Annotated in this window: 18 protein-coding genes and 2 tRNA genes; 11 read left to right on the forward strand and 9 right to left on the reverse strand. The window is 57.4% G+C overall.

The features are described 5' to 3' along the window. Positions 1–2: 2 nt before the first annotated feature. A complete protein-coding gene (locus MPRO_RS23685; protein WP_067298782.1) occupies positions 3–572 on the forward strand; it encodes a BON domain-containing protein in 570 nt (189 codons plus the stop codon). A 517-nt stretch (positions 573–1,089) separates the two neighbouring features. On the opposite strand, the gene MPRO_RS23690 is transcribed toward MPRO_RS23685, so the two are convergent. From MPRO_RS23690 to MPRO_RS23730, 9 genes are all read right to left on the reverse strand, one after another. Next, a complete protein-coding gene (locus MPRO_RS23690; protein ID WP_067298783.1) occupies positions 1,090–1,554 on the reverse strand; it encodes a ClpXP protease specificity-enhancing factor in 465 nt (154 codons plus the stop codon). Between the two features lie 195 nt (positions 1,555–1,749). Further along, positions 1,750–2,382, reverse strand: coding sequence for a glutathione S-transferase N-terminal domain-containing protein (locus tag MPRO_RS23695; RefSeq protein WP_067298829.1), 633 nt, complete (start codon positions 2,380–2,382; stop codon positions 1,750–1,752). An 88-nt stretch (positions 2,383–2,470) separates the two neighbouring features. Next, complete coding sequence (locus MPRO_RS23700) at positions 2,471–3,235, reverse strand: cytochrome c1 (protein WP_067298784.1); 765 nt, start codon at positions 3,233–3,235, stop codon at positions 2,471–2,473. Then, positions 3,235–4,485, reverse strand: a complete 1,251-nt coding sequence (locus MPRO_RS23705; protein ID WP_067298785.1) for a cytochrome b — start codon at positions 4,483–4,485, stop codon at positions 3,235–3,237. Before MPRO_RS23705 ends, MPRO_RS23700 begins: the two co-directional genes overlap by 1 nt. After that, entirely contained in the window at positions 4,485–5,081 is a 597-nt protein-coding gene (gene petA, locus MPRO_RS23710; RefSeq protein ID WP_067298786.1) for a ubiquinol-cytochrome c reductase iron-sulfur subunit, read from the reverse strand. The genes MPRO_RS23705 and petA overlap by 1 nt, the downstream gene beginning before the upstream one ends. Positions 5,082–5,345: 264 nt before the next feature. Next, entirely contained in the window at positions 5,346–5,738 is a 393-nt protein-coding gene (gene rpsI / locus MPRO_RS23715; RefSeq protein WP_067298787.1) for a 30S ribosomal protein S9, read from the reverse strand. 13 nt (positions 5,739–5,751) lie between these two features. Next, a complete protein-coding gene (gene rplM, locus MPRO_RS23720) occupies positions 5,752–6,180 on the reverse strand; it encodes a 50S ribosomal protein L13 (RefSeq protein ID WP_067298788.1) in 429 nt (142 codons plus the stop codon). Between the two features lie 205 nt (positions 6,181–6,385). Next, positions 6,386–7,489, reverse strand: coding sequence for a cell division protein ZapE (gene zapE, locus MPRO_RS23725; RefSeq protein ID WP_067298830.1), 1,104 nt, complete (start codon positions 7,487–7,489; stop codon positions 6,386–6,388). A 147-nt stretch (positions 7,490–7,636) separates the two neighbouring features. Beyond that, on the reverse strand, positions 7,637–9,115 hold the full coding sequence (locus tag MPRO_RS23730; RefSeq protein WP_067298789.1) for a helicase HerA-like domain-containing protein: 1,479 nt from the start codon (positions 9,113–9,115) through the stop codon (positions 7,637–7,639). Positions 9,116–9,366: 251 nt separating this feature from the next. Here MPRO_RS23730 and MPRO_RS23735 point away from each other — a divergent pair, with 251 nt between their 5' ends. The 10 genes from MPRO_RS23735 (at position 9,367) to galU (ending at position 21,753) form a co-directional block, all read left to right on the forward strand. Then, positions 9,367–9,723: a hypothetical protein gene (locus MPRO_RS23735; protein ID WP_067298790.1), complete on the forward strand. Its 357-nt coding sequence runs from the start codon at positions 9,367–9,369 to the stop codon at positions 9,721–9,723. Between the two features lie 118 nt (positions 9,724–9,841). Beyond that, positions 9,842–9,918: transfer RNA gene (locus MPRO_RS23740), tRNA-Pro, on the forward strand. An 81-nt stretch (positions 9,919–9,999) separates the two neighbouring features. Further along, positions 10,000–10,076: transfer RNA gene (locus tag MPRO_RS23745), tRNA-Pro, on the forward strand. 670 nt (positions 10,077–10,746) lie between these two features. Then, the gene (locus MPRO_RS23750; protein ID WP_067298791.1) at positions 10,747–12,201 is read left to right on the forward strand and encodes a circularly permuted type 2 ATP-grasp protein; all 1,455 of its coding nucleotides are present in this window, start codon (positions 10,747–10,749) and stop codon (positions 12,199–12,201) included. Further along, positions 12,198–13,127, forward strand: coding sequence for an alpha-E domain-containing protein (locus MPRO_RS23755; protein ID WP_216821362.1), 930 nt, complete (start codon positions 12,198–12,200; stop codon positions 13,125–13,127). The genes MPRO_RS23750 and MPRO_RS23755 overlap by 4 nt, the downstream gene beginning before the upstream one ends. 8 nt (positions 13,128–13,135) lie before the next feature. Next, on the forward strand, positions 13,136–16,501 hold the full coding sequence (locus MPRO_RS23760; protein WP_067298792.1) for a transglutaminase family protein: 3,366 nt from the start codon (positions 13,136–13,138) through the stop codon (positions 16,499–16,501). A gap of 84 nt (positions 16,502–16,585) precedes the next feature. After that, on the forward strand, positions 16,586–19,162 hold the full coding sequence (locus MPRO_RS23765) for a circularly permuted type 2 ATP-grasp protein (RefSeq protein ID WP_067298793.1): 2,577 nt from the start codon (positions 16,586–16,588) through the stop codon (positions 19,160–19,162). After that, positions 19,144–20,049, forward strand: coding sequence for a transglutaminase family protein (locus MPRO_RS23770; RefSeq protein ID WP_369406757.1), 906 nt, complete (start codon positions 19,144–19,146; stop codon positions 20,047–20,049). Before MPRO_RS23765 ends, MPRO_RS23770 begins: the two co-directional genes overlap by 19 nt. 143 nt (positions 20,050–20,192) lie before the next feature. Continuing rightward, positions 20,193–20,759 (forward strand): elongation factor P-like protein EfpL, encoded by a 567-nt coding sequence (efpL, locus tag MPRO_RS23775; RefSeq protein WP_067298795.1) that lies wholly within the window; start codon positions 20,193–20,195, stop codon positions 20,757–20,759. Between the two features lie 85 nt (positions 20,760–20,844). Then, positions 20,845–21,753 (forward strand): UTP--glucose-1-phosphate uridylyltransferase GalU, encoded by a 909-nt coding sequence (galU, locus tag MPRO_RS23780; protein WP_067298796.1) that lies wholly within the window; start codon positions 20,845–20,847, stop codon positions 21,751–21,753. The last annotated feature ends 33 nt before the right edge of the window (positions 21,754–21,786 follow it).

Raw genomic sequence — 21,786 nt, forward strand, 5'->3', positions numbered from 1 at the left:
CGATGAAAACACTGTTAATTGCCACCAGCCTCGCCAGCATTGTCGCCCTGTCTGGTTGCTCCTCCCTGATTAGCGCCACAAGGGAAGAGCCTATCAAGGAAGACAAGGGGCACCGCACTCTGGGTAATTACCTGGAAGACGAAGTCATCGAAACCAAGACTCTGGTCAATATCAACAAGGGTTCGGTCGGCCTGCGCAACGCCCACGTCGGCGCCACCAGCTATAACGGCCTGGTACTGCTCACCGGCCAGGTTCCCAGCGCCGCCACCCGCGATGAAGCCGAACGCATTGCCAGCCAGATTCGCGAAGTGCGCAAAGTACACAACGAACTGGAGATTGCCGGCCCAACGTCCGGCATAGTGCGCAGCAATGACGCCTACCTGACCAGCCGCGTCAAACTGCAGCTACTGGCAGAACGCAACATCAACGGCCGCCGCATCAAAGTCGTTACAGAAAACAGCACGGTATTTCTGATGGGCCTGGTAAGCCAGAAGGAAGCCGACATAGCAGTGCGCCTGGTGCGAACCATTACCGGCGTGCAGAAAATCGTCAAGGCGTTTGAATACATCTAAGACAACTGGACAGGCCGCGCCACGCGCTGCCTGTCCGAAACACCAGAGCGGCTCTTGTTCCCCTGATGAGCAGAATATTGCTCCTGCATTTCCTGGCTACCGCCCATCCATGGCCATATACCGGCGAGCACTGGCATCCCCATGCCACCCATTCGACCGACGATGGGTTACGGCGCGCACTGGGCTTTGAGCAATGACAAGCCTTGTACAATGCGCACTTCACCCATCCTACCCGCTGGCGGCCCGGTACGGTGGCAATCCAGCATCAGCGATATCAGAGCGGTTTTTGCTCCCCCTTATGAAGCCGGCGAGCACTGAGGTCATTGTGCGATCAGGCCTGACAAGGTTGATACAGGGACTCTATCAACGCCGATTAGCACTAGCGGCGCCCGCAGAATAATCTCAGAGCGCAGCAAAAAGACTTCATCGGGGCTGTGTTTTTCTTTGCATACTTTCTTTGCACGAGCAAAGAAAGTATGTCGCCCACAGGCGAAATACAGACTCCCTTCTGCAGCAACTATTTCACGACCTTGAGACTCGGACGCCCGGGCTTTGGCCTCTTGGGCACGCCCGCCAACACAGGCCCTTTGGCCTTGCCAGCATCTTTATCCGCCTCCCCATCCGCCGACTCTTCGCCATCCACTGGCTGCAGGCGTTCGTAATAGTCAGCACCAGGCTCCATGCCAAACCCCATACCCATGGCGTTCTCCTTGGCGAAGATAGCCATAAGCGCCGCGTAAGGCACCCGCACCTGCATAGGCACGCCACTAAAACGGGCGTTAAACGAAATCTCGTTCTCCCCCATAAAAAAATCACGCACAGCTGAGGGCAATACATTCAGCACAATCTGCCCATCCTGCACAAACTGGCGCGGCACCACTACATGGGGCGCCTCTGCATCCACCACCAGGTGGGGTGTGCAGTCATTGTCGAGAATCCATTCATACAGACCTCGAGCAATATAGGGACGACTAGGGTTCATAACTTCACCTCCACAGTTCAGCCGCCTATCCCTGTTGCGACACCCTGCATTCTGTAATTCAACATAACGGACCTTGCCGCCTTTCCATCAGCTACATTGCGACCTTATCGGCAGCCACAACCCACGGAGCATCACCCATAAAAAAGGGACAGAGTCGCCTCCATCCCTTGATTCAGCGCTGCAACCCAAAGGCTGCTAGTCGCGCATCTCACGCTCAGCTTCCGACAGACTTTCCTGGAAAGCTTCACGCTCAAAAATACGCTTCATGTAACGTACCAACATCTTGCACTGCGCTTCCGGCAGTTCGATACCCATGGCGGGCAAACGCCACAAGAGCGGTGCCAGACAGCAGTCTACCAGGGAGAATTCCTCATGCATGAAGAAGTCCTTTTCTCCGAAAATCGGAGAAATGGCGACCAGACCGTCACGCAATTCCTTGCGGCAACGCTCAATTTCGGACGCATCAGCCTTGCCTGCCAGAATAGTATCTGCCAAACCACACCAGTCGTGCTGGATGCGGTACATGTACAAACGACTTTCGGCACGAGCCACCGGATAAACCGGCAACAGCGGCGGATGTGGAAAACGCTCATCGAGATATTCCATCATCACATTCGGCTCATACAACACCAGCTCACGATCCAGTAGGGTCGGCAGGCTGTTGTAAGGGTTCAGTGACGACAAATCCTCGGGCAAGTCATTTTCGGCGCAGTCGACGATATCGACTGCAACCCCTTTTTCCGCCAGCACGATACGCACGCGGTGGCTGTAATGGTCTGCACCATTGGAAAAGAAGGTCATGGAAGAACGCTTAGCCACTACGCCCATCGGATAATCCCCGTCAGTATTCATTTAAAAAAATAAATGCGGCCCGATCCTTCAGGCCGCATACGATCAATACTCGAACACAAGGACCTTAGTGTACGTCTTTCCAGTACTCTTTCTTCAGCGCAAATGCGAACAGGAAGAAAATAAACAGGAAGATAAGCACCTTGGTGCCGATACGCTCGGATTCAAGACGGTACGGCTCACCCATATAGGTCAGGAAGTTGGTCAGGTCGTAAACCGTCTTGTCGAACTCTTCGACTGTCTGGCTACCACTGTCCGCAACCGTCAGACACTTGGACATGCGAGTGTTGGTCAGAGGATCGATCTCGCCGGACGCTGCGTGAGCAAACTCTTCCGCCGTGCAGTGATTGACCTGCAGACCCTGCAGATCCTGCAGCACGTTGGGCATGCCCACGTCCTTGAAGACCACGTTGTTCACACCCCAGGGGCGCGTCTCATCCTGGTAGAAGCTGCGCAGGTAAGTGTAGATCCAGTCCGGACCACGCAGGCGCGCTTCCAGAGACAGATCTGGCGGCGGGCTGCCAAACCAGTTCGCCGCATCACCCTTGTCCATGGCGATTCTCATCTGCTCGCCAACTTTCTGATCTCCCAGCAGCAGGTATTGCTCTGCCAGCTCGGTTGGGATCTCAAGATCAATGGCGGCACGCTCGTAACGCTGGTAGTCCGCCGAGTGGCAGCCCAGGCAACGGTTTACGAAAGTGCCCATACCGCGCTGCAAAGAGGCCTTGTTCTCGAGGTCCACGTCGATAGAGTCGAGCTGAACACCCCCGACCGAGGCCTGTACCGATACCGGCAGCAGCACCATCACCAATGCAATCAGATACTTTTTCATTAGCCTGTAACCCTTTCCGGAACCGGTTTAGTGCTCTCCATCCTGGTGTAGATCGGCATCAGAAAGAAATACGCGAAATACAGCGCAGTACAGACCTGGGAAACCAGCGTACGGGTCGGGTTGGACGCAACCACACCCAGGTAACCCAGAATCACGAAGCTGACCGCGAAGATCACCAGCGCTACCTTGCTGATCATGCCCTTGTAACGCATGGACTTGACCGGGCTACGGTCCAGCCAGGGCAATACGAACAGAACAGCTATAGCACCACCCATGACGACAACACCCGGGAACTGGGAGCCGGCAATGGGCGGAATGGCACGCAACATGGCGTAGAAAGGCGTGAAATACCACACCGGCGCTATGTGCTCAGGCGTTTTCAGCGAGTTCGCAGGCTCAAAGTTTGGCGCTTCAATAAAGTAGCCGCCCCCTTCAGGGAAGAAGAAGACCACGATGCTGAACACGAACAGGAACACGACCACACCAACAATATCCTTGACGGTGTAGTAAGGGTGGAACGGGATACCGTCAAGCGGCACGCCATTTTCATCCTTGTTAGCCTTGATCTCGATACCATCAGGGTTATTGGAACCCACTTCGTGCAGCGCGATGATGTGCAGCACCACCAGCGCCAGCAACACTATCGGCAGGGCAATGACATGCAGCGAGAAGAAGCGCGTCAGGGTAATACCCGATATCAGATAGTCACCACGAATCCACAACGACAGGTCTTCACCGATAAAGGGCACGGCAGAGAACAGGGATACGATAACCTGAGCACCCCAGTAGGACATCTGGCCCCAGGGCAGCAAATAACCCATGAAGGCTTCCGCCATCAGCGCCAGGTAGATGGCCATGCCGAACAGCCACACCAGCTCGCGCGGCTTGCGGTAGGAGCCGTACAGGATGCCGCGGAACATGTGCAGATACACCACCAGGAAGAAAGCCGAGGCGCCGGTGGAGTGCATGTAGCGCAGCAGCCAGCCATATTCGACGTCGCGCATGATGTATTCAACAGAGGCAAAAGCACCCTCTGCGGACGGGTTGTAGCTCATGGTCAGCCAGATACCGGTAAGGATCTGGTTAACCAGAACCAGCATCGCCAGCGAACCGAAGAAATACCAGAAATTGAAGTTCTTAGGCGCATAGTATTTGGAAAGGTGATCTTCCCACATCTGCGTCGCCGGAAAACGATCGTCGATCCAGCGCATCAGACCGCCTTCGGCCTTGCTCTTGTTCGGATTAGCCATTATGCAGTCTCCTGATCCACACCGACGACGAGGATATTTTCTTCCGGGTAATTATGCGGAGGAATAACCAGATTCGAGGGCGCCGGAGAGCCTTTCAGTACGCGACCGGATAGATCGAAGCGCGAACCGTGGCAAGGGCAGTAGAAGCCGCCGACCCAGTCAGGACCCAAATCTTCAGGCGCGATTTCCGGACGGTAAGTCGGAGAACAGCCCAGGTGCGTGCAGATACCCACCAGCACCGAAATATCCGGGCGCAGGGAGCGGCTAGAATCATGCGGAATGTACTCCGGCTGCTGTGGCACTTCTGACTTGGGGTCCGTCAGACGACTATCAAGACCTGCCAGATCACTCAGCGTCTTTTCGTTGCGCTTGACCAGCCAGACCGGCTTGCCACGCCACTTGACGACCATCTGCTGACCCGGCTCCAGTTTGCTCACATCGACCGTTACCGGAGCACCCGCGGAGCGTGCCTTGGCACTGGGCATCCATGAGGCCACGAAGGGAACAGCAACCCCCGCTGCACCGACAGCCCCTACCGCAGAGGTCGCGCCGACCAGGAGTCGACGCCGCCCCTTGTTCACGCCGTCATTACTCATTAACTCTCTCTCCCCTTGTTCGATCTGCTACTAAACGCCCAGCAAGAACGCAAATAACCCGATCGCTCAACTAAAAATCATCAAATAGCGGATTTTTAAAATGGCCCAAATGGTAATGAAAATACCCTTCGCTTACAAGGACATTGGTGGACCAATACTCTGACATCCATACGACTTTTGACCTAACCCAAACAAAAAAACGCCCAAGCCAAAAAGGCTTGAGCGTTTTTCTTGCCACAGTCTTCGACCGAAGCCGAAAGCGAATTAACGCTTGGAGAACTGAGGACGCTTACGTGCTTTGCGCAGGCCGACTTTCTTACGCTCAACCATACGGGAGTCGCGGGTTACAAAACCAGCGCTACGCAGTGATGGACGCAGAGTTTCATCATAGACCATCAGCGCACGGGTGATACCGTGACGGATAGCGCCTGCCTGTCCGAAACCACCGCCACCGGCAACAGTAACGAAAACGTCGAATTTTTCGACAGAGTCAGTCAATTCCAGCGGCTGACGCACGATCATGCGCGCAGTTTCGCGACCGAAGTAGTTTTCGATCGTGCGGTCATTGATAGTAATAACACCTGTACCCGGACGCAGGAAGACGCGAGCAGTAGAGGTTTTACGACGGCCGGTACCGTAATACTGAGTAGTGGACATAGTCTGCCTTCCCTTAAATGTTCAGTTCTTTGGGCTGCTGAGCCTGATGCGGATGTTCGGTGCCAGCGTAAACTTTCAGCTTGCTATTCATGGCACGGCCCAGCGGGCCCTTGGGCAGCATACCCTTGACCGCGATCTCAAGAACCCGCTCCGGGTGAGAGTCGATCATTGTCTGGAAAGAAGCTTCGCGCAGACCGCCCGGGTAACCGGTGTGACGGTAGTAGATCTTGTCTTTACGCTTATTACCGGTAACACCGATTTTCTCAGCGTTAACGACAACGATGTAATCGCCGGTATCAACGTGAGGAGTGAATTCCGGCTTATGCTTGCCGCGCAGGCGACGTGCAATCTCAGTAGCCAGACGACCCAGGGTTTTACCCTCAGCGTCAACAACGTACCAGTCGCGTTTTACTTCGGCTGGTTTAGCAACAAAAGTCTTCATCTGTATATTGCCTTTATTTAACTCAGTTCTCGCCACACATTTCAGATGCGCCACCGAACTGACTTATAATTCTTGGTTGTGTTCGAGAGCATCCCGACCACAACAGTAACAACCCATAGAAATAGGTGGCGCGAATTATAGACAAGTCGCACTGCAAATGCGATAGCAAAAAAGCAGTTTCCCCATCCGAACCCGCATATTTTTGTCAGGCCCTGTGCGCCCGCGCCAGGTACTCGTGGGACTGCATTTCCAGCAGACGACTCTGGGTACGCTGAATTTCGAATTCCAGACGCCCTTCCGTATAGATCCCATGGATTGGTGCCGCCGCCGACAGAATCAGCTTGACGCCACTGTCGTAGAATTCATCCACCATATTGATAAAGCGGCGCGCCGCATCATCATTACTGCGCCCAAGTTGCGGCACATTGGACACCAGCACCGCATGGTAGAGCTTGGCCAGCTCTATATAGTCATTCTGCGAGCGCGGCCCCTGACATAGATCAGAAAAATCAAACCAGACCACATCCTCACAGCAGCGGCGCGAACGAATGCCGCGGCCATTGATCTGCAGCACCTCACCTTCCACAACCTCAACCAGATCCGGTGCCAGTGCTTCGAAGCTGGCATTAAGACTTTCATCGGCCTTTGCATCCAGTGGCGAGTGATAGAGCTCAGCCTGCTCCAGCGCCCGCAGCCGGTAGTCGATACCGCCGTCCACGTTGACCACTTCAGTGAATCTGTTCAGCAACGCGATGGCTGGCATAAAGCGCGCGCGCTGCAAACCATCCTTATAGAGGCCATCGGGCACTATATTGGAGGTCGCTACCAGCGATACGCCATTGGCGAATAATTGCTCAAGCAGACTGCTCAGAATCATGGCATCGGCAATATCGGAGACAAAGAACTCATCGAAGCAGATGATGCGCGTTTCCTGCGCATAGCGCCTTGCCAACTCGACCAGCGGGTTCTTTTCCCCAGCCAGGGTTTTGAGATCCTGATGCACCCGTTGCATGAAGCGATGAAAATGGGTGCGTGTTTTCTGCTCAAACGGCAGACTGTCATAAAAGGTGTCCATCAGGTAGGTCTTACCCCGGCCGACGCCCCCCCAAAAATAGAGCCCGCGCAGCGGCTCCTTCGGCTCTTTCTTCCAGCCACTGGTCAGTCGCTGCATCAGGCCTGGCTTTGGCGGCGGCGCCGCAACCAGGTCATCAAACAGGCGCTGCAGATGCTTTACCGCCAACTCCTGCGCCGGATCATAGGAAAAATCATCCCGCTCTAGATCTTGCTTGTAGCGTCCTAAAGGAGTCATACCGGCCCCAACCTCTGCCATCTGTTCGTCGATCAAAAAGTGCCGGCACTTTACCTAGCTACACCGGCATTGGCAATCGCGACCTTGGAACAAGAGCAGCATGACAAACACCCAGAAACGCGCATCACGCCTTGCACCAATAGCGCCTTAGCGACGCCCGCCCAGAATAGAACCCAGCAACCCGCGCACGATCTGGCGCCCAAGCTGAGTCCCGATGGCACGCATGGCACTTTTCGCCAGACTGCCAAACAGACCACTGCTGGCCCGCCCAGTCTGACTGCGCGGCTTTTTTTCCTCCGCAGACGCATCGCCCTGTGTCTCAACTTCGTGTTGCAGTGCCTTTTCACTGCGCGCCTTTAATAGTTCGAAGGCCGACTCCCGATCAACCATCTGGTCGTAACGCTCACCCATTGGCGAACGCGACAGCAACTGCGCCCGTTCCGCATCTTCCAGCGGACCCAGGCGTGACTCTGGCGGGCGCATCAGCGTATGCGCCACCTCCGTTGGCACACCGGATACATCCAGCACCGACACCAGTGCCTCACCCACCCCCAGCGACGTAATAAGCTTTTCCGTATCCACCCCGGCGGCGGCACGGAACGTCTGGGCCGCCGCCTTCACCACCTTGCGATCCTTGGGCGTGAAGGCACGCAGCGCGTGCTGCACCCGGTGCCCCAGCTGACCCAGAATATCCTGGGGTATATCACCCGGGCTCTGACTGACAAAATAGATGCCGACACCCTTGGAGCGTATCAGCCGCACCACCTGCTCAACCTTGTCAAGCAGCGCACGGGGGGCGCGATCAAACAGCAAATGCGCCTCATCAAAGAAAAACACCAGCCTGGGCTCAGCCTTGTCGCCGACTTCCGGCAACTGCTCGAACAGCTCTGATAGCAGCCAGAGTAAAAAAGTGGAGTAGAGTCTTGGCCTTGTCATCAATGCCGTTGCATCCAGCACGCTGATCACGCCATTACCTGAGAAATCCCGCTGCATCAGGTCCGCCATCTGCAGCGCGGGCTCGCCAAAGAACTGCGCCGCGCCCTCGGACTCCAGCATCAGCAGGCGACGTTGAATAGCCCCTATACTGGCGCTGGCGATATTGCCGTAGCGACTGCCCAGCGCGCTGCGATTCTCGCCCATCCAGGCCAGCATCGCCTGCAGGTCTTTCAGATCCAGCAGCAAAAGCCCTTCGTCGTCAGCAATGCGAAAACAGGCATAGAGCACGCCGGACTGGGTCTCGTTGAGCTCCAGCAGGTGACTCAGCAACAGCGGCCCCATATCCGACACCGTCGTACGCACCGGATGCCCCTTGACCCCCAGCAGATCCCAAAACACCACAGGCGCCGACCTTGGACGATAATCATCAAGCCCCAGCAGCGCCACTCGTTCGGCGATCTTCGGGTGCCCACGCCCCTCTGCGGCCAGCCCCGACAGGTCTCCCTTTACGTCCGTCATGAAAACCGGCACACCGCTGCGGGCAAAGCCTTCCGCCATGGTCTGCAAACTGACAGTCTTGCCGGTACCGGTAGCACCTGCGATCAAGCCATGGCGGTTCGCCATAATCAGCGGCAACTCAACATCCTTACCCGCAACACTGCGCCCCAGCGCCAGATTCCCTGATGACATACGCAATTCCTCCACTCCTTTCAGTTGGGCAAATACCGCAGCCAAGCACTTTCTGAAGATTCACCACCACAGTGTAACAGCCCCTCCTCAGGCGCACTTTGCCAACAAAGCGGGAGACTCAGAACTCAGCCCGCCTGCAGATTTATCATACTAAGGACGATACAAGATCAGCCTTAGAACTATGCACGATCAACGCCAGGGCTACGCTATACTGACTGCGCCATTGCCAAGTTGCCTACCGGAGTTACTGAATGAAAAGGACTTTCCCGCTTTTCGTCCTGCTGTTGCTCAGCGCCGCCAGCGGCCGAGCCGAAGAGCCTGCAAGTGAACAAGACCTCAAGGACGGCATCTATGCCGCCTGTTTTCGCCTCAACATTGAAGCCAAAAATACCTACAAGCGTATCGTCGCCAACGACAAACGCAGCCTCACGGTCAGTCAGGACCATCGCAGCGGACAGATCAGCGTCGAGGAAGCCCTCACCGAAGCCGAGCAGATCATCAAACAGCAGCGCCTGGCCTATGATCATCTGGCCAATGTACTGGTCGCCACCGATCGCCTGGCCTGCCCGGAAACCGCCAACCGCCTCGGCGAAGTTGAAATGCAATAATACGCAACTGATGCCTAAGCGCTTGTTTTATAAAACAGCCTTGACATCATCCGAGCCCAGATTATAATTTCGCCCTGTTCACAGCAGCCTGCCCAAAGGCCTGCTGAGGGCACTGGTTCGGGATATAGCTCAGCCTGGTAGAGCACTGTCTTCGGGAGGCAGGGGTCGTAGGTTCAAATCCTGTTATCCCGACCAAACTTTCCCGCTTTAACAACTGCGTGCAGTTGGGTCTTAGGACCATTGCAGCTACGGCTGCGCTAGATAAGCCAGATACGTCGGGGTATAGCTCAGCCTGGTAGAGCACTGTCTTCGGGAGGCAGGGGTCGTAGGTTCAAATCCTGTTACCCCGACCAAATCTGACTCAGTCTCTTTTATTACACCGGCGCTTTCCTTTCTCAGACACCTTTTCATTAAATTAAGCAGTATCCATAGCAACACCGTTCTTATCCGCAGCCGCTTTACTACCCTCTTTTTATAGTCCCTTTGCAAAGCTTTACGGGACGCCTGTTTTCTCCCTGCCATACCGTAATACTCACGCAACAGACTCACCTGGCCGACTTTTCTGACAGGCCAAAGCAGCAGCCACCAAATGCTCCTGTTTCGCGCACTAGCCACCATTACCTATTTTTCAGACACCCTTTTCGCAACCGCTTCCTATAACCCCTGCATAGCATCCAGGTCCATCGACACCCTTACGGGGGCCACCCAGGCATAACACTCACGTCGACTCGAAAATCATGCGCAGCACGCTGAATTTGCAGCAACTTTTCTTGCGGACTCTCGCACGCCCAAGCCGGCCACTGCTACACTGTAGCGGCTGAGTCACTCGCTTATCCGTCTCTGCAGCCTGCATTCTGGCCTGCAAATTGCTGTATGAACGGTATTAGAGTAGCAAGATGCGACTTTTCGACAGCCCTCCCGGTCAGGCATCACCATATCAGTGCACCATGCCCGTTAATGGATCGAAAAATGCCCCATTTTGGGGAGTTGAAATGCAACAGGGATCAGCAGAAGGCATAAGCCATGAGTATCGATTGGAAGCAGTACGACAGCGGTGGTTTCTTCGACGAATTGATCAGTTCCCCCGGCAACGCCAGAGCACCAGCTCGCAAACTTGCCAATTATCTGGCCAGCCTCGACGAAGAAGAACTTGAGAAGCGCCGCCTTATGGCTGAGGCGACCATTCAGGAAATGGGGGTCAGTTTTACTGTTTATACCGAGGAAGGAAATATCGACAGGGCCTGGCCCTTTGACCTTATTCCTCGCACCATCTCTCTCAAGCAGTGGGACAAGACCGCTGCCGGACTGAAACAGCGTCTGCGGGCACTGAACATGTTCATCAACGATCTTTATCACGATCAGAATGTTATCAACGATGGCATCATTCCACGCCACCTGATCGAGAACTCCGTCAACTTTCGCCCCGAGTGTGTCGGCGTGTCGCCGCCCCATGGCGTTTGGGCCCATATCTGCGGCACTGACCTGGTGCGTGATGGCGACGGCGAATTCTATGTGCTCGAAGACAACCTGCGCGTGCCGTCCGGCGTCTCCTACATGCTCGAGAACCGCGCTATCACCAAGCGGGTACTGCCAGAACTGTTCGAAAACGACAATATCATGCCGATCGATGACTACCCGGCACACCTGTTCGACACTCTGGCGGCCCTGTCTCCACGCAAGGTAAAGCAACCCGAAATTGTGGTCCTGACCCCCGGCATCTTTAACTCTGCCTATTTTGAACACGCTTTTCTGGCCCAGCAAATGGGCGCAGAACTGGTGGAAGGCAGCGACCTGGTGGTCAGCGAAGACGACCTCGTGTTCATGCGTACCATCGACGGCCTGACCCGGGTCGATGTGATCTACCGCCGTATTGACGACCTATTCCTGGACCCCGAAGTTTTTGACAAGGATTCGGTACTGGGCGTGCCTGGTCTCATGCGCGCCTGGAAAGCCGGCAACGTGGCGCTGGCCAATGCGCCAGGTGCAGGGGTTGCCGATGACAAGGTCATCTATGCCTATGTACCCGAGCTCATCAAGTATTACCTCAAGGAAGAGCCTCTGCTGCGCAACGTTGAAACCTTCCTGTGCGAAGACGCCGAGCAGCGCGAATACGTACTGGCAAACCTCGACAAACTGGTGGTCAAGCCGGCTAACGAATCCGGCGGCTATGGCATGCTGGTTGGCCCCCATTCCACCAAGAAGGATCAGGCCAAATTTGCCGAACTGATCAAGTCCAACCCGCGCAACTATATCGCCCAGCCCACCCTGGCGCTCTCGACCGCGCCCACCCTGGTGGACAACAACAAGCTGGAGCCACGCCATTTGGATCTTCGCCCCTTCATCCTGCAGGGCAAGGACGTCTATGTGACCACCGGCGGACTCACCCGTGTGGCCATGAAAAAGGGCTCTCTGGTGGTGAATTCATCCCAGGGTGGCGGTAGCAAGGACACCTGGATCGTTGATACGGAGGCCAAATGATGCTGTCCCGTGTAGCTGAGAGAATTTACTGGGCGGCGCGCTATCTTGAGCGTGTCGAAAATACGGCGCGACTGGTCAGCGTCTACGACAACCTGCTGTTCGACCTGCCCCGCAGCGTCAATATCGGCTGGTTTAATCTGGTCATCATCAACAGCGGTACCGAGCTGTTTTTTGAACGCTACAAGGTACAGGACGAGCGCAATGTGGTGAAATTCACCCTCGCCGACGACACCAACCCCAGCTCCATGCTGTCGTCCCTGACCATGCTGCGCGAAAACATCCGCACCGCCCGCGATGTACTGCCGGCCGAAGCCTGGGAACTGGTTAACGAACTGCTGCTGTTCGCCCGCAACAATATTCAGCAGGGTATCAACCGCAACGGTCGCCATGCCTTCCTTAACGGCATCATTGAGGGCTGCCAGGGCATTAATGGCCTGCTGCTCGGCACCATGAGCCGTGATGCGGCCTGGCATTTCATGCGCCTGGGCTGCAACCTGGAACGTGCCGACATGACCACCCGTCTGCTGGACGCCGGCGCCGCCGTACTCCAGCTGTCCGAAGACAACGAGACCACCAACCTGTCGCAGATCGTATGGGGCAATGTACTGCGTTCCGGCAGCGCCTATATGGCCTACCGCCGCACCATGCGCACAGCGGTCAACGGCACCGATGTGGCGCACTTTCTACTCGCAGATGAACACTTCCCGCGCTCCGTGAGCTTCTGCCTCGACCAGATAAGCTCCGCCACTGCCAGGCTGCCTACCGCCGGCAAGCGCTACACATCCATTAAGCCACAGCTGCCGAAACACGATATCAGGGACGGCTTTTGCCTGAGCCCCGATTTTCGTGACTACCTGAACGACCAGCAATTAGTGCTGGCCGAGGCCCACAACAATATTGCAAGCAACTGGTTTGCTCACGACTAGGGGTCAAGATGACTATTCGGACCAAGATACACCACATGACGCGGTACAAGTTTGACCGTCATGTAAACCTGGCGCCCCACGTGTTGCGCCTGCGACCTGCGGCCCACTCAAGAACCCAGATTCACAGCTACTCGCTCAAGGTCACACCCGAAAACCACTTTATAAACTGGCAGCAGGATCCGTTCGGCAACTTCCTGGCCCGACTGGTTTTCCCGGAAAAGACCACTGAACTGTGCATCGAAGTTGAAGTCATCGCCGATATGACGGTGATCAACCCGTTCGACTTTTTCGTCGAAAAATATGCCGAGCATTTTCCGTTCAAGTACGACGAAAGCCAGCAGAAGGAACTGGCGCCCTACCTCGAATGCACCGAGCCCGACAGCCCGCTGCTGCAGGCATGGGTTGCCTCTGTGTCGCGCGAGAAGATGCCGATCAACGACTTCATGGTGTCACTGAATCAGCGCCTGCAGCAGGACATTGGCTACGGCCTGCGTTTTGAAGCCGGCATTCAGAGTTGCCAGGAAACCCTGGAGCTTAAAAAAGGCTCATGCCGTGACAGCGCCTGGCTGATGGTACAAATCCTGCGCAGCCTCGGGCTGGCGGCGCGTTTTGCCTCCGGCTACCTGATTCAGCTCAGCTCGGACGTAAAATCCCTCGACGGCCCCAGCGGCCCTGAAGCCGACTTTACCGACCTGCACGCCTGGTGCGAAGTCTATATCCCGGGCGCCGGCTGGATCGGACTGGACCCCACCTCGGGCCTGATGACCGGCGAAGGCCATATTCCCCTGGCCTGCACCCCGGACCCGGCCTCAGCCGCCCCCATCAGCGGTGCCATGGACGAGTGCGAGGTCGAGTTCGAGTACAGCAACAAGGTCTACCGCATCCATGAAGACCCTCGGGTAACCAAGCCCTATGCCGAACACCAGTGGCAGGAAATCCAGGCCCTGGGCGAGGCCGTAGACGCCGATCTGGATGCACTGGACGTCCGCCTGACCATGGGCGGCGAACCGACCTTCGTCTCCATCGACGACATGGAGTCCGCCCAGTGGAACACCGAAGCCCTTGGCGCCGACAAGCTGCGCCTGGCCAAAACGCTGCTGCTGCGTCTGCGCGACCGTTTCGCACCCGGCGCCGTGCTGCATTACGGCCAGGGTAAATGGTACCCGGGCGAAGAAACGCCGCGCTGGGCGCTCGGTTGCTTCTGGCGCCAGGATGGCGAACCGCTGTGGCACAACCCCAAACTGCTGGCACGGGTCGATCAGGACCTGGGACACAAGCTGAAAGATGCCGAACGCTTTATCGGCCGCCTGTGCGCCAACCTTGAGGTATCAGACAAGTACATACACCCGGCCTTCGAGGATGCGCTCTATTACCTCGACAAGGAGCAGCAGCTGCCAGCCAACCTGGACCCACTCAAGGCCAAGCTGTCGGACGGCCTCGAACGCATGCGCCTTGCCAGACTGCTGCAACGGGGCCTGAATACCCCCAGTGGCTATGTGCTGCCGCTGGGCCGGGATGACCTGGGCGAGCGCTGGCGCAGTAGCCGCTGGGAAATGCGACGCGGCGCCCTGGTGCTGATCCCGGGTGATGCGCCGCTGGGCTTTCGTCTGCCACTCAACTCCCTGCCCTGGGTTAGCAAGGAAGAGCGCGAGGTTGAAGCCGACCCCGATCCCTTTGCCGAACATCCGCCACTGAAAAGCACTGTCTACGACATCAACCGCTTTACCGCAGGCAATGCCCAGTCCAGCATGAAGACCACCGCGGACTCCGCCAGCGCCAGGGACCCAATAGCCGCCAGCAAGGTGCTGCACACAGCGCTGTGCATTGAAGCACGGAACGGTCGCCTGCACCTGTTCCTGCCGCCGATCAAGGCGCTGGAATCCTATGTTCTGCTGATCAGTGCCATTGAGCGCACCGCCGCCGAACTGGACCTGCCGGTTGTACTCGAAGGCTATGAACCCCCCAAAGACGCCCGCCTGCTGCGCCTTCTGGTCACACCGGATCCAGGCGTGATCGAGGTCAATATTCACCCGGCCAATAACTGGCGTGAACTGACCGACAACATGATCACCCTCTACGAGGAGGCGCATCAGTCCCGCCTTGGCACAGAGTCCTTTATGGTCGATGGGCGCCACAGCGGCACCGGCGGCGGCAACCATATTACCCTGGGCGGTGCCACACCCCAAGACAGCCCGCTACTGCGCAGGCCCGACATTCTGCGCAGCCTGGTGACCTACTGGCAGCACCACCCCAGCCTGTCGTACCTGTTTTCCGGCATGTTTATCGGCCCCACCAGCCAGGCGCCCCGGGTCGACGAGGGTCGCGACGAGGCACTGTATGAACTCGAGATTGCTTTCCAGCAGATGCCAGAAGGACTGGTCGACCAGCCCTGGCTGATCGATCGCCTGATGCGCAACCTGCTGGTCGATATCACGGGCAACACCCATCGCTCGGAGTTCTGCATCGACAAGCTCTATGCCCCCGGCAGCGCCACCGGACGCCTGGGCATTCTCGAGTTCCGCGGCTTTGAAATGCCACCCCATCCGCGCATGGCACTGGTGCAGGCACTGCTGATTCGTGCCCTGCTGGTGCGTTTCTGGAAGGAACCGTACCACAAGCCGCTGGTACGCTGGGGCACAGAGCTGCACGACCGTTTCATGCTTCCGCACTACACTTGGGCCGATGTACAGGACGTGGTGAAGGATTTGCAACAGCATGGCTGCCCCTTCCAGCTCTCCTGGCTGGCACCCTTTGAAGAGTTCCGCTACCCGCACTACGGCCGCGTGAATATCGACGATATCAAGCTGGAACTGCGCTGGGCCATCGAACCTTGGCACGTACTGGGAGAGGAAATCAGCAGCTTTGGCACGTCCCGCTACGTCGACTCATCGCTGGAGCGTCTGCAGGTAAAAGTCAGCGGTCTGACGGAAGGCCGCTACGTACTGGCCTGCAATGGTCGTCGCGTACCGCTGCGCAATACCGGCCGCAAGGGCGAGTATGTCGCCGGCGTGCGCTACCGTGCCTGGCAGCCACCTTCGGCACTGCACCCCACCATAGGCGTACATGCGCCCCTGGTGTTCGATTTGATCGATACCTGGAATGGCCAGTCCATCGGCGGCTGCACCTACCATGTGCGCCATCCAGGCGGGCGCAGCTACGACAGCTTCCCGGTCAACGGCTTTGAAGCCGAAGCCCGACGCGTCAACCGTTTCTGGGAGTTCGGTCATACCCCTGGGCCCCAGGAGCCACTGTCGCAATTTGATGCCATTCGCGATTTCTTTCCTCACCAGAAAGCACCGCATCCGATGGCACCACCACCGGAAGAGCCCACCAACGAGTATCCGCATACCCTGGATTTGCGCCGTCAACCTTAACTGGAGCACGGCGTGGCCCCGGTCTCGGGTATACTATGCTGAACCTTCCTGATAACACCTCTCGACGAGACAGGTTCACGCCGAATGAGCTTTTCCCAACAGCAACAATCAGACCAGGGCAATGCCCTGGTTTACCCGCGTCCGGCGGGGCTCATGGATGAGGTTTACGCTCCCGATGGCAGCATTCGCAGCCACTGGGAGTACTTACTGAACAGTCTGAATGTTCTGGGCTCCGATGCCCTGAATGATCGCCAGCGCAAGGCCGAACGCATTCTGCGGGATGACGGCGCCACCTACACGCTGTCCAGTGCATCCCTGACCAGTCATACCTGGGGACTGGACCCGGTTCCGCTGCTTATTGCCAGCGAGGAATGGAACCAGATCGAAACCGGCCTGAGCGAGCGCGCTGAGCTGCTCGACCTGCTACTTAAGGATATCTACGGCCCCCGTGAACTGGTGCGCTGCGGCATTTTGCCGGCAGAGCTCATATACAGTCACGGCGGCTTTCTGCGCCCCTGTCAGGACATCAAGCTGCAGGGCGACCACCAGCTGATTCTGCACAGCGCCGATATGGTGCGCGGCGCCGACGGCAACATGGTCATTATCGGTGACCGAACCCAAACCCCAAGCGGCGCAGGCTATGCACTGGAAAACCGCACCGTCATGCGCCGTGTTTTCCCAAGCCTGTTCCGTGACAGCCACGTACACCGGCTGTCGCTGTTCTTTACCACCTTGCGCCACACCCTGACCCGCCTTGCCCCTCCAGCCAATCTGGCCGGTGGCGAGCTGCCCAGCATCGTCATACTGACACCAGGTGCTTACAGCGAGACTTACTTCGAACACACCTACCTGGCCAACTACCTCGGCTACCCCCTGGTACAGGGCGGCGACCTGACGGTGCGCAATGGCTACGTCTGGATGAAGTCCCTTGATGGCCTCACACGGGTGGATGTCATACTGCGCCGGGTCGACGACAACTTCTGCGACCCGGTCGAGCTCAAGAGCGATTCGCGCCTCGGCGTGCCGGGGCTGCTGGAAGTGGTACGCTCAGGCCGGGTCGTGGTAGCCAACCCCATGGGCAGTGGCGTACTGGAAAACACCGCACTGCTGAAATACATGCCGCAAATCAGCCAGTTTTTCCTGGGTCACGAACTGCAGCTGGCCTCGGTCAAGACATACTGGTGCGGCGATGCCGGCGATCTTGCCCATGTGCTCGCCAATATCGACAAGCTGGTCATCAAGCGCTGCGCCCGTCGCGCCGGCGAGTTCAGCATTTTTGGCTGTGACCTGCCCGCCAGTGAGCGCCAGGAATTAGTCGAGCGTATCCGGCTTAATCCACTGCACTATACAGCGCAGGAATACGCGGCGCCGTCCTCGGCACCCAGCTGGCACAAGGGCGCCATGCACTCGCGACCCTCGGTGTTGCGCAGCTTCTCGGTCGCTGGCGAAGGCTCCTACTCGGTGATGCCAGGCGGCATGACCCGGGTGGGCATCGCTAACGACAGTCGCCTGATATCGAACCAGCTCGGTTCCCTCAGCAAGGACACATGGGTATTGGCATCGGAACCGGAAAAACAGCTGACGCTGCAGACCGGCCCTGGCGGCGAAAGCCTCAGTCATATTCATCAGTACACCACCCTGCCAAGTCGTATGGTGGAAAATCTGTTCTGGATGGGCCGCTATTCCGAGCGCGCAGATGCCGCGATCCGCGTACTGCGCACCGTATTCGTCCAGCTCAACAGCGCCGTGATTCTGCCCAAAGGAGCGGAACGGCTACTGCTGCGGGCCGTCTCCGAGGTCACATTGACCTTGCCGGGCTTCACCCGGGACAACCTGGACCTGCTGCGCAAGCCTGAGCCGGAACTACTGTCGGTGATCAGCGACGGAAAGCGTACCGGCAGCGTCAAGGCGTCACTGATTGCCATGCTCAATTGTGCCGAGGAGGTCAAGGAACTGCTTTCGGCCGATATTCAGCGCATCATCAACGATATACGCGATGAGCTGAACGGTCTGGAAGACGCCGTCGCTCGCGGAATGGCTTCAGCGCCTGAAGAAACCCTGGATCCGCTGATATCTGCCCTGCTGGCTTTGAGCGGTCTCTATCAGGACAGCATGTTCCGCGGCCTGGGCTGGCGCTTCCTGCAGATCGGCCGCCGACTTGAAAAGGCCCAGCAAGTAGCCTCGCTGCTGCGCCATCTGCTGGTGCCGGTCAATGTCGACCCCAGCGAGCCACTGGCGCTGGAATCGGCACTGCTCTCGACCGAGGCCCTGAACACCTACCGCCGCCGCTTCCGGGCGGAAACCAATATTGTCAGTGGCCTGGGACTGCTGCTGATTGATCGCAGTAACCCGCGTTCCCTGATCTATCAGCTCGACAAGCTGTTCAAGGATCTGAGCGAACTGCCCAATCGTGGCAAAGGGCCGGAACTGCCGCGCAATCAGCGGCTGGTACTGGAAATCTCGGCGGCGGTGCGCCTGGCCGACATGCGCGAGCTGGCCGTGGTGGATGAAAAACTGCAAAGCCGTGTCCAGCTCGACAAACTGCTACAGCAGGTACAGCAGCGCCTGAACGAAACCGCCGTAGCGGTAAGTGAAGACTTCTTCGATCACACCGGCGGCCCTCAGCAGCTGGTGAACACCGGATGGAATGGCGAACTATGATTTACCGCATAAGACATCTGACCGAATACGAATACCAGCAACCGGTCAGTCTGTGCTACAACTTGGCCCATCTGCAGCCACGCAACACCAGCTACCAGAACTGTCTGAGCAGCAAGCTGCAGATAAGCCCCATGCCTGCCTACAGCCGCAAGCGCAAGGACTACTTCGGCAACAACATAGTGCACTTCTCTATCGAAGTGCCCCATCGCAAGCTGTCGGTCGAGATCACCAGCGATATTCGCATTGATGAGAGCCGCGCCAGCCCGGAGCTCAACCTGGATATGGGCAGTACCTGCGCTCAGGCACTGGAGGCACTGAAGAGCAACCAGACCAAGCCCACCCTGATGGCGCGCGAGTTCGTGCTCGACTCGCCCATGATCAAGGCCATGGATGCACTGCGCGACTATGCGGCGCCATCCTTTACCCCTGACCGTCCTCTGCTCTCGGCAGCCCGTGATTTGACGCATCGCATCTTCACCGACTTCACCTATGACCCAAACTTCACTACGGTGGCCACGCCACTGTCCGATGTGCTGGAGCACCGCAGGGGCGTCTGCCAGGACTTTGCTCATCTGGCCATTGGCTGCCTGCGGGCGCTGGGTTACCCGGCGCGCTATGTCAGCGGTTATCTCGAAACCCTGCCGCCGCCGGGACAGGTGAAGATGGTGGGTTCAGACGCCTCCCACGCCTGGTTCTCGCTCTACTCACCGGAAGAAGGCTGGTTCGAATTCGATCCCACCAATGACAACATGCCGGCCGAGCAGCACATCACTACGGCTTGGGGCCGGGACTACTCCGATGTAGCTCCACTGCGCGGCGTACTGTTTGATGGTGGCAAACCCCAGGCCCCCCGGGTCGCAGTGGATGTGCAGCGCCTTGAGGCTTGAAGGGAAATCATGTGCCTGCGTTTAAATCAGTATCAAGGCGCTGTAGTTTTCTCCTAAAATGCCAACCCCGGAGTCTGTAGAAAACTGTCCGCCCCAAAGCGGTCAGCCAGGCTCCCAATATTGTGATCACGAGGTTTTATCCGATGCCCAAAGCATCCGAACTCAAGCGGGGCCATGTCGTCGAGCTCAATGGACATGTCTATGTGGTGCAGCATGTCGATGTGCGCAACCCCACCTCCCGTGGCGCCAGCACCCTCTACAAGGTTCGCTTCAACCTGCTGCCAGAGGGCGGCAAGCACGAAGTCACCTTCACCGGTGATGACACGGTCAAGAACGTCTCGCTGGAACGGCGCAAGGTCTCTTATCTGTACCGTGAAGGCGACCACTTTACTTTCATGGATACCGAAGACTACAGCCAGTATTATCTCAACGGCAGCAGTATCGAGAGCCAGCTGCCGTTTCTCAGTGACGGCCTTGAAGGCATAATCGCACTGCTGATCGAAGGTGAGATCGTCACTATCGAACTGCCCGCCACCGTTATCATGGAAGTGGCCGAGTGCGTGCCCGGCATGCAAGCCGCAAGCGCCACAGGGCGCACCAAACCCGCCATAATGACCAACGGGCTTGAGCTGCAGGTACCGGAATACATCAAGCAGGGCGAGAAGATCAAGATCAATACGGAAACCGGGAAGTTTATGACCCGCGCCTGAAATCGCCCGCTAAAAGCAAACACACTGGCTGACGCTGTGTCATCCGGTGTTCCAGGAAAATGAAACCCAAGGAGCCCCATCACCGATGCGAAAAGTGACCAAAGCCATAATTCCCGTTGCCGGACTCGGCACGCGTGTTTTGCCTGCAAGCAAGGCAATTCCCAAGGAAATGCTGCCGGTTGGCGACAAGCCCGTCATCCAGCGCGTGGTGGAAGAAGCCGTCGCTGCAGGCATCACCAAGATTATTCTGGTGACGCGCTCCGGCAAGGAAGCCATTGAAAATCACTTCGATGCCCACTACGAGCTCGAAGCCCAACTGGAGATAAAGGGCAAGATTGCAGAACTGGCGTCTGTGCGCAACATCCAGCCGCCTGACGTGGAAATTATCTCGGTGCGTCAGCCCAGCGCCCAGGGCCTTGGCCACGCGGTACTCTGCGCCGCCGGTATTATCGGTGACGAACCCTTCGCGGTGATGTTGCCGGATGTGCTGATCAACAACCGCACCGCCGATAGCGGCCACGTCGACATGGCAGGCATGATGGCCGCGTTCAGCCGCAACGAACACCCGCAGATTATGGTGGAGCCGGTGCCGCACGAACACGCCGAACGCTACGGTATTGTCGACTGCGCGGGTGCTGTCCTGCAGGGCGGTGATGCGCACCCGATTCAGGGCATGGTGGAAAAGCCGGCCCCGGGCACGGCACCATCAAACCTCGCGATCGTGGGCCGCTATATACTGCCAGCGCGCATTATGCAGCTGCTCAAAACCACCCCTCGCGGTGCTGGCGGTGAAGTCCAGCTGACCGACGCCATGGCCGCACTGCTCAAGGAAACGCCAATGGAAGCCTACCATATGGAAGGCAAATCCTATGACTGCGGCAACAAGCTGGGCTACCTGCAAGCCAACATGGTGTTCGGCCTGCAAAGCCCGCACACAGGCCCTGCGCTGCGTGAGTTTCTCAAACAACAGCTCGACGAGCTGGATCAGGCCTGATCCAACCTGGAAAAAGGGGCAGCGTGCCAAGCA

Source organism: Marinobacterium profundum, assembly GCF_001528745.1.
Classification (GTDB): Bacteria; Pseudomonadota; Gammaproteobacteria; order Pseudomonadales; family Balneatricaceae; genus Marinobacterium_A; species Marinobacterium_A profundum.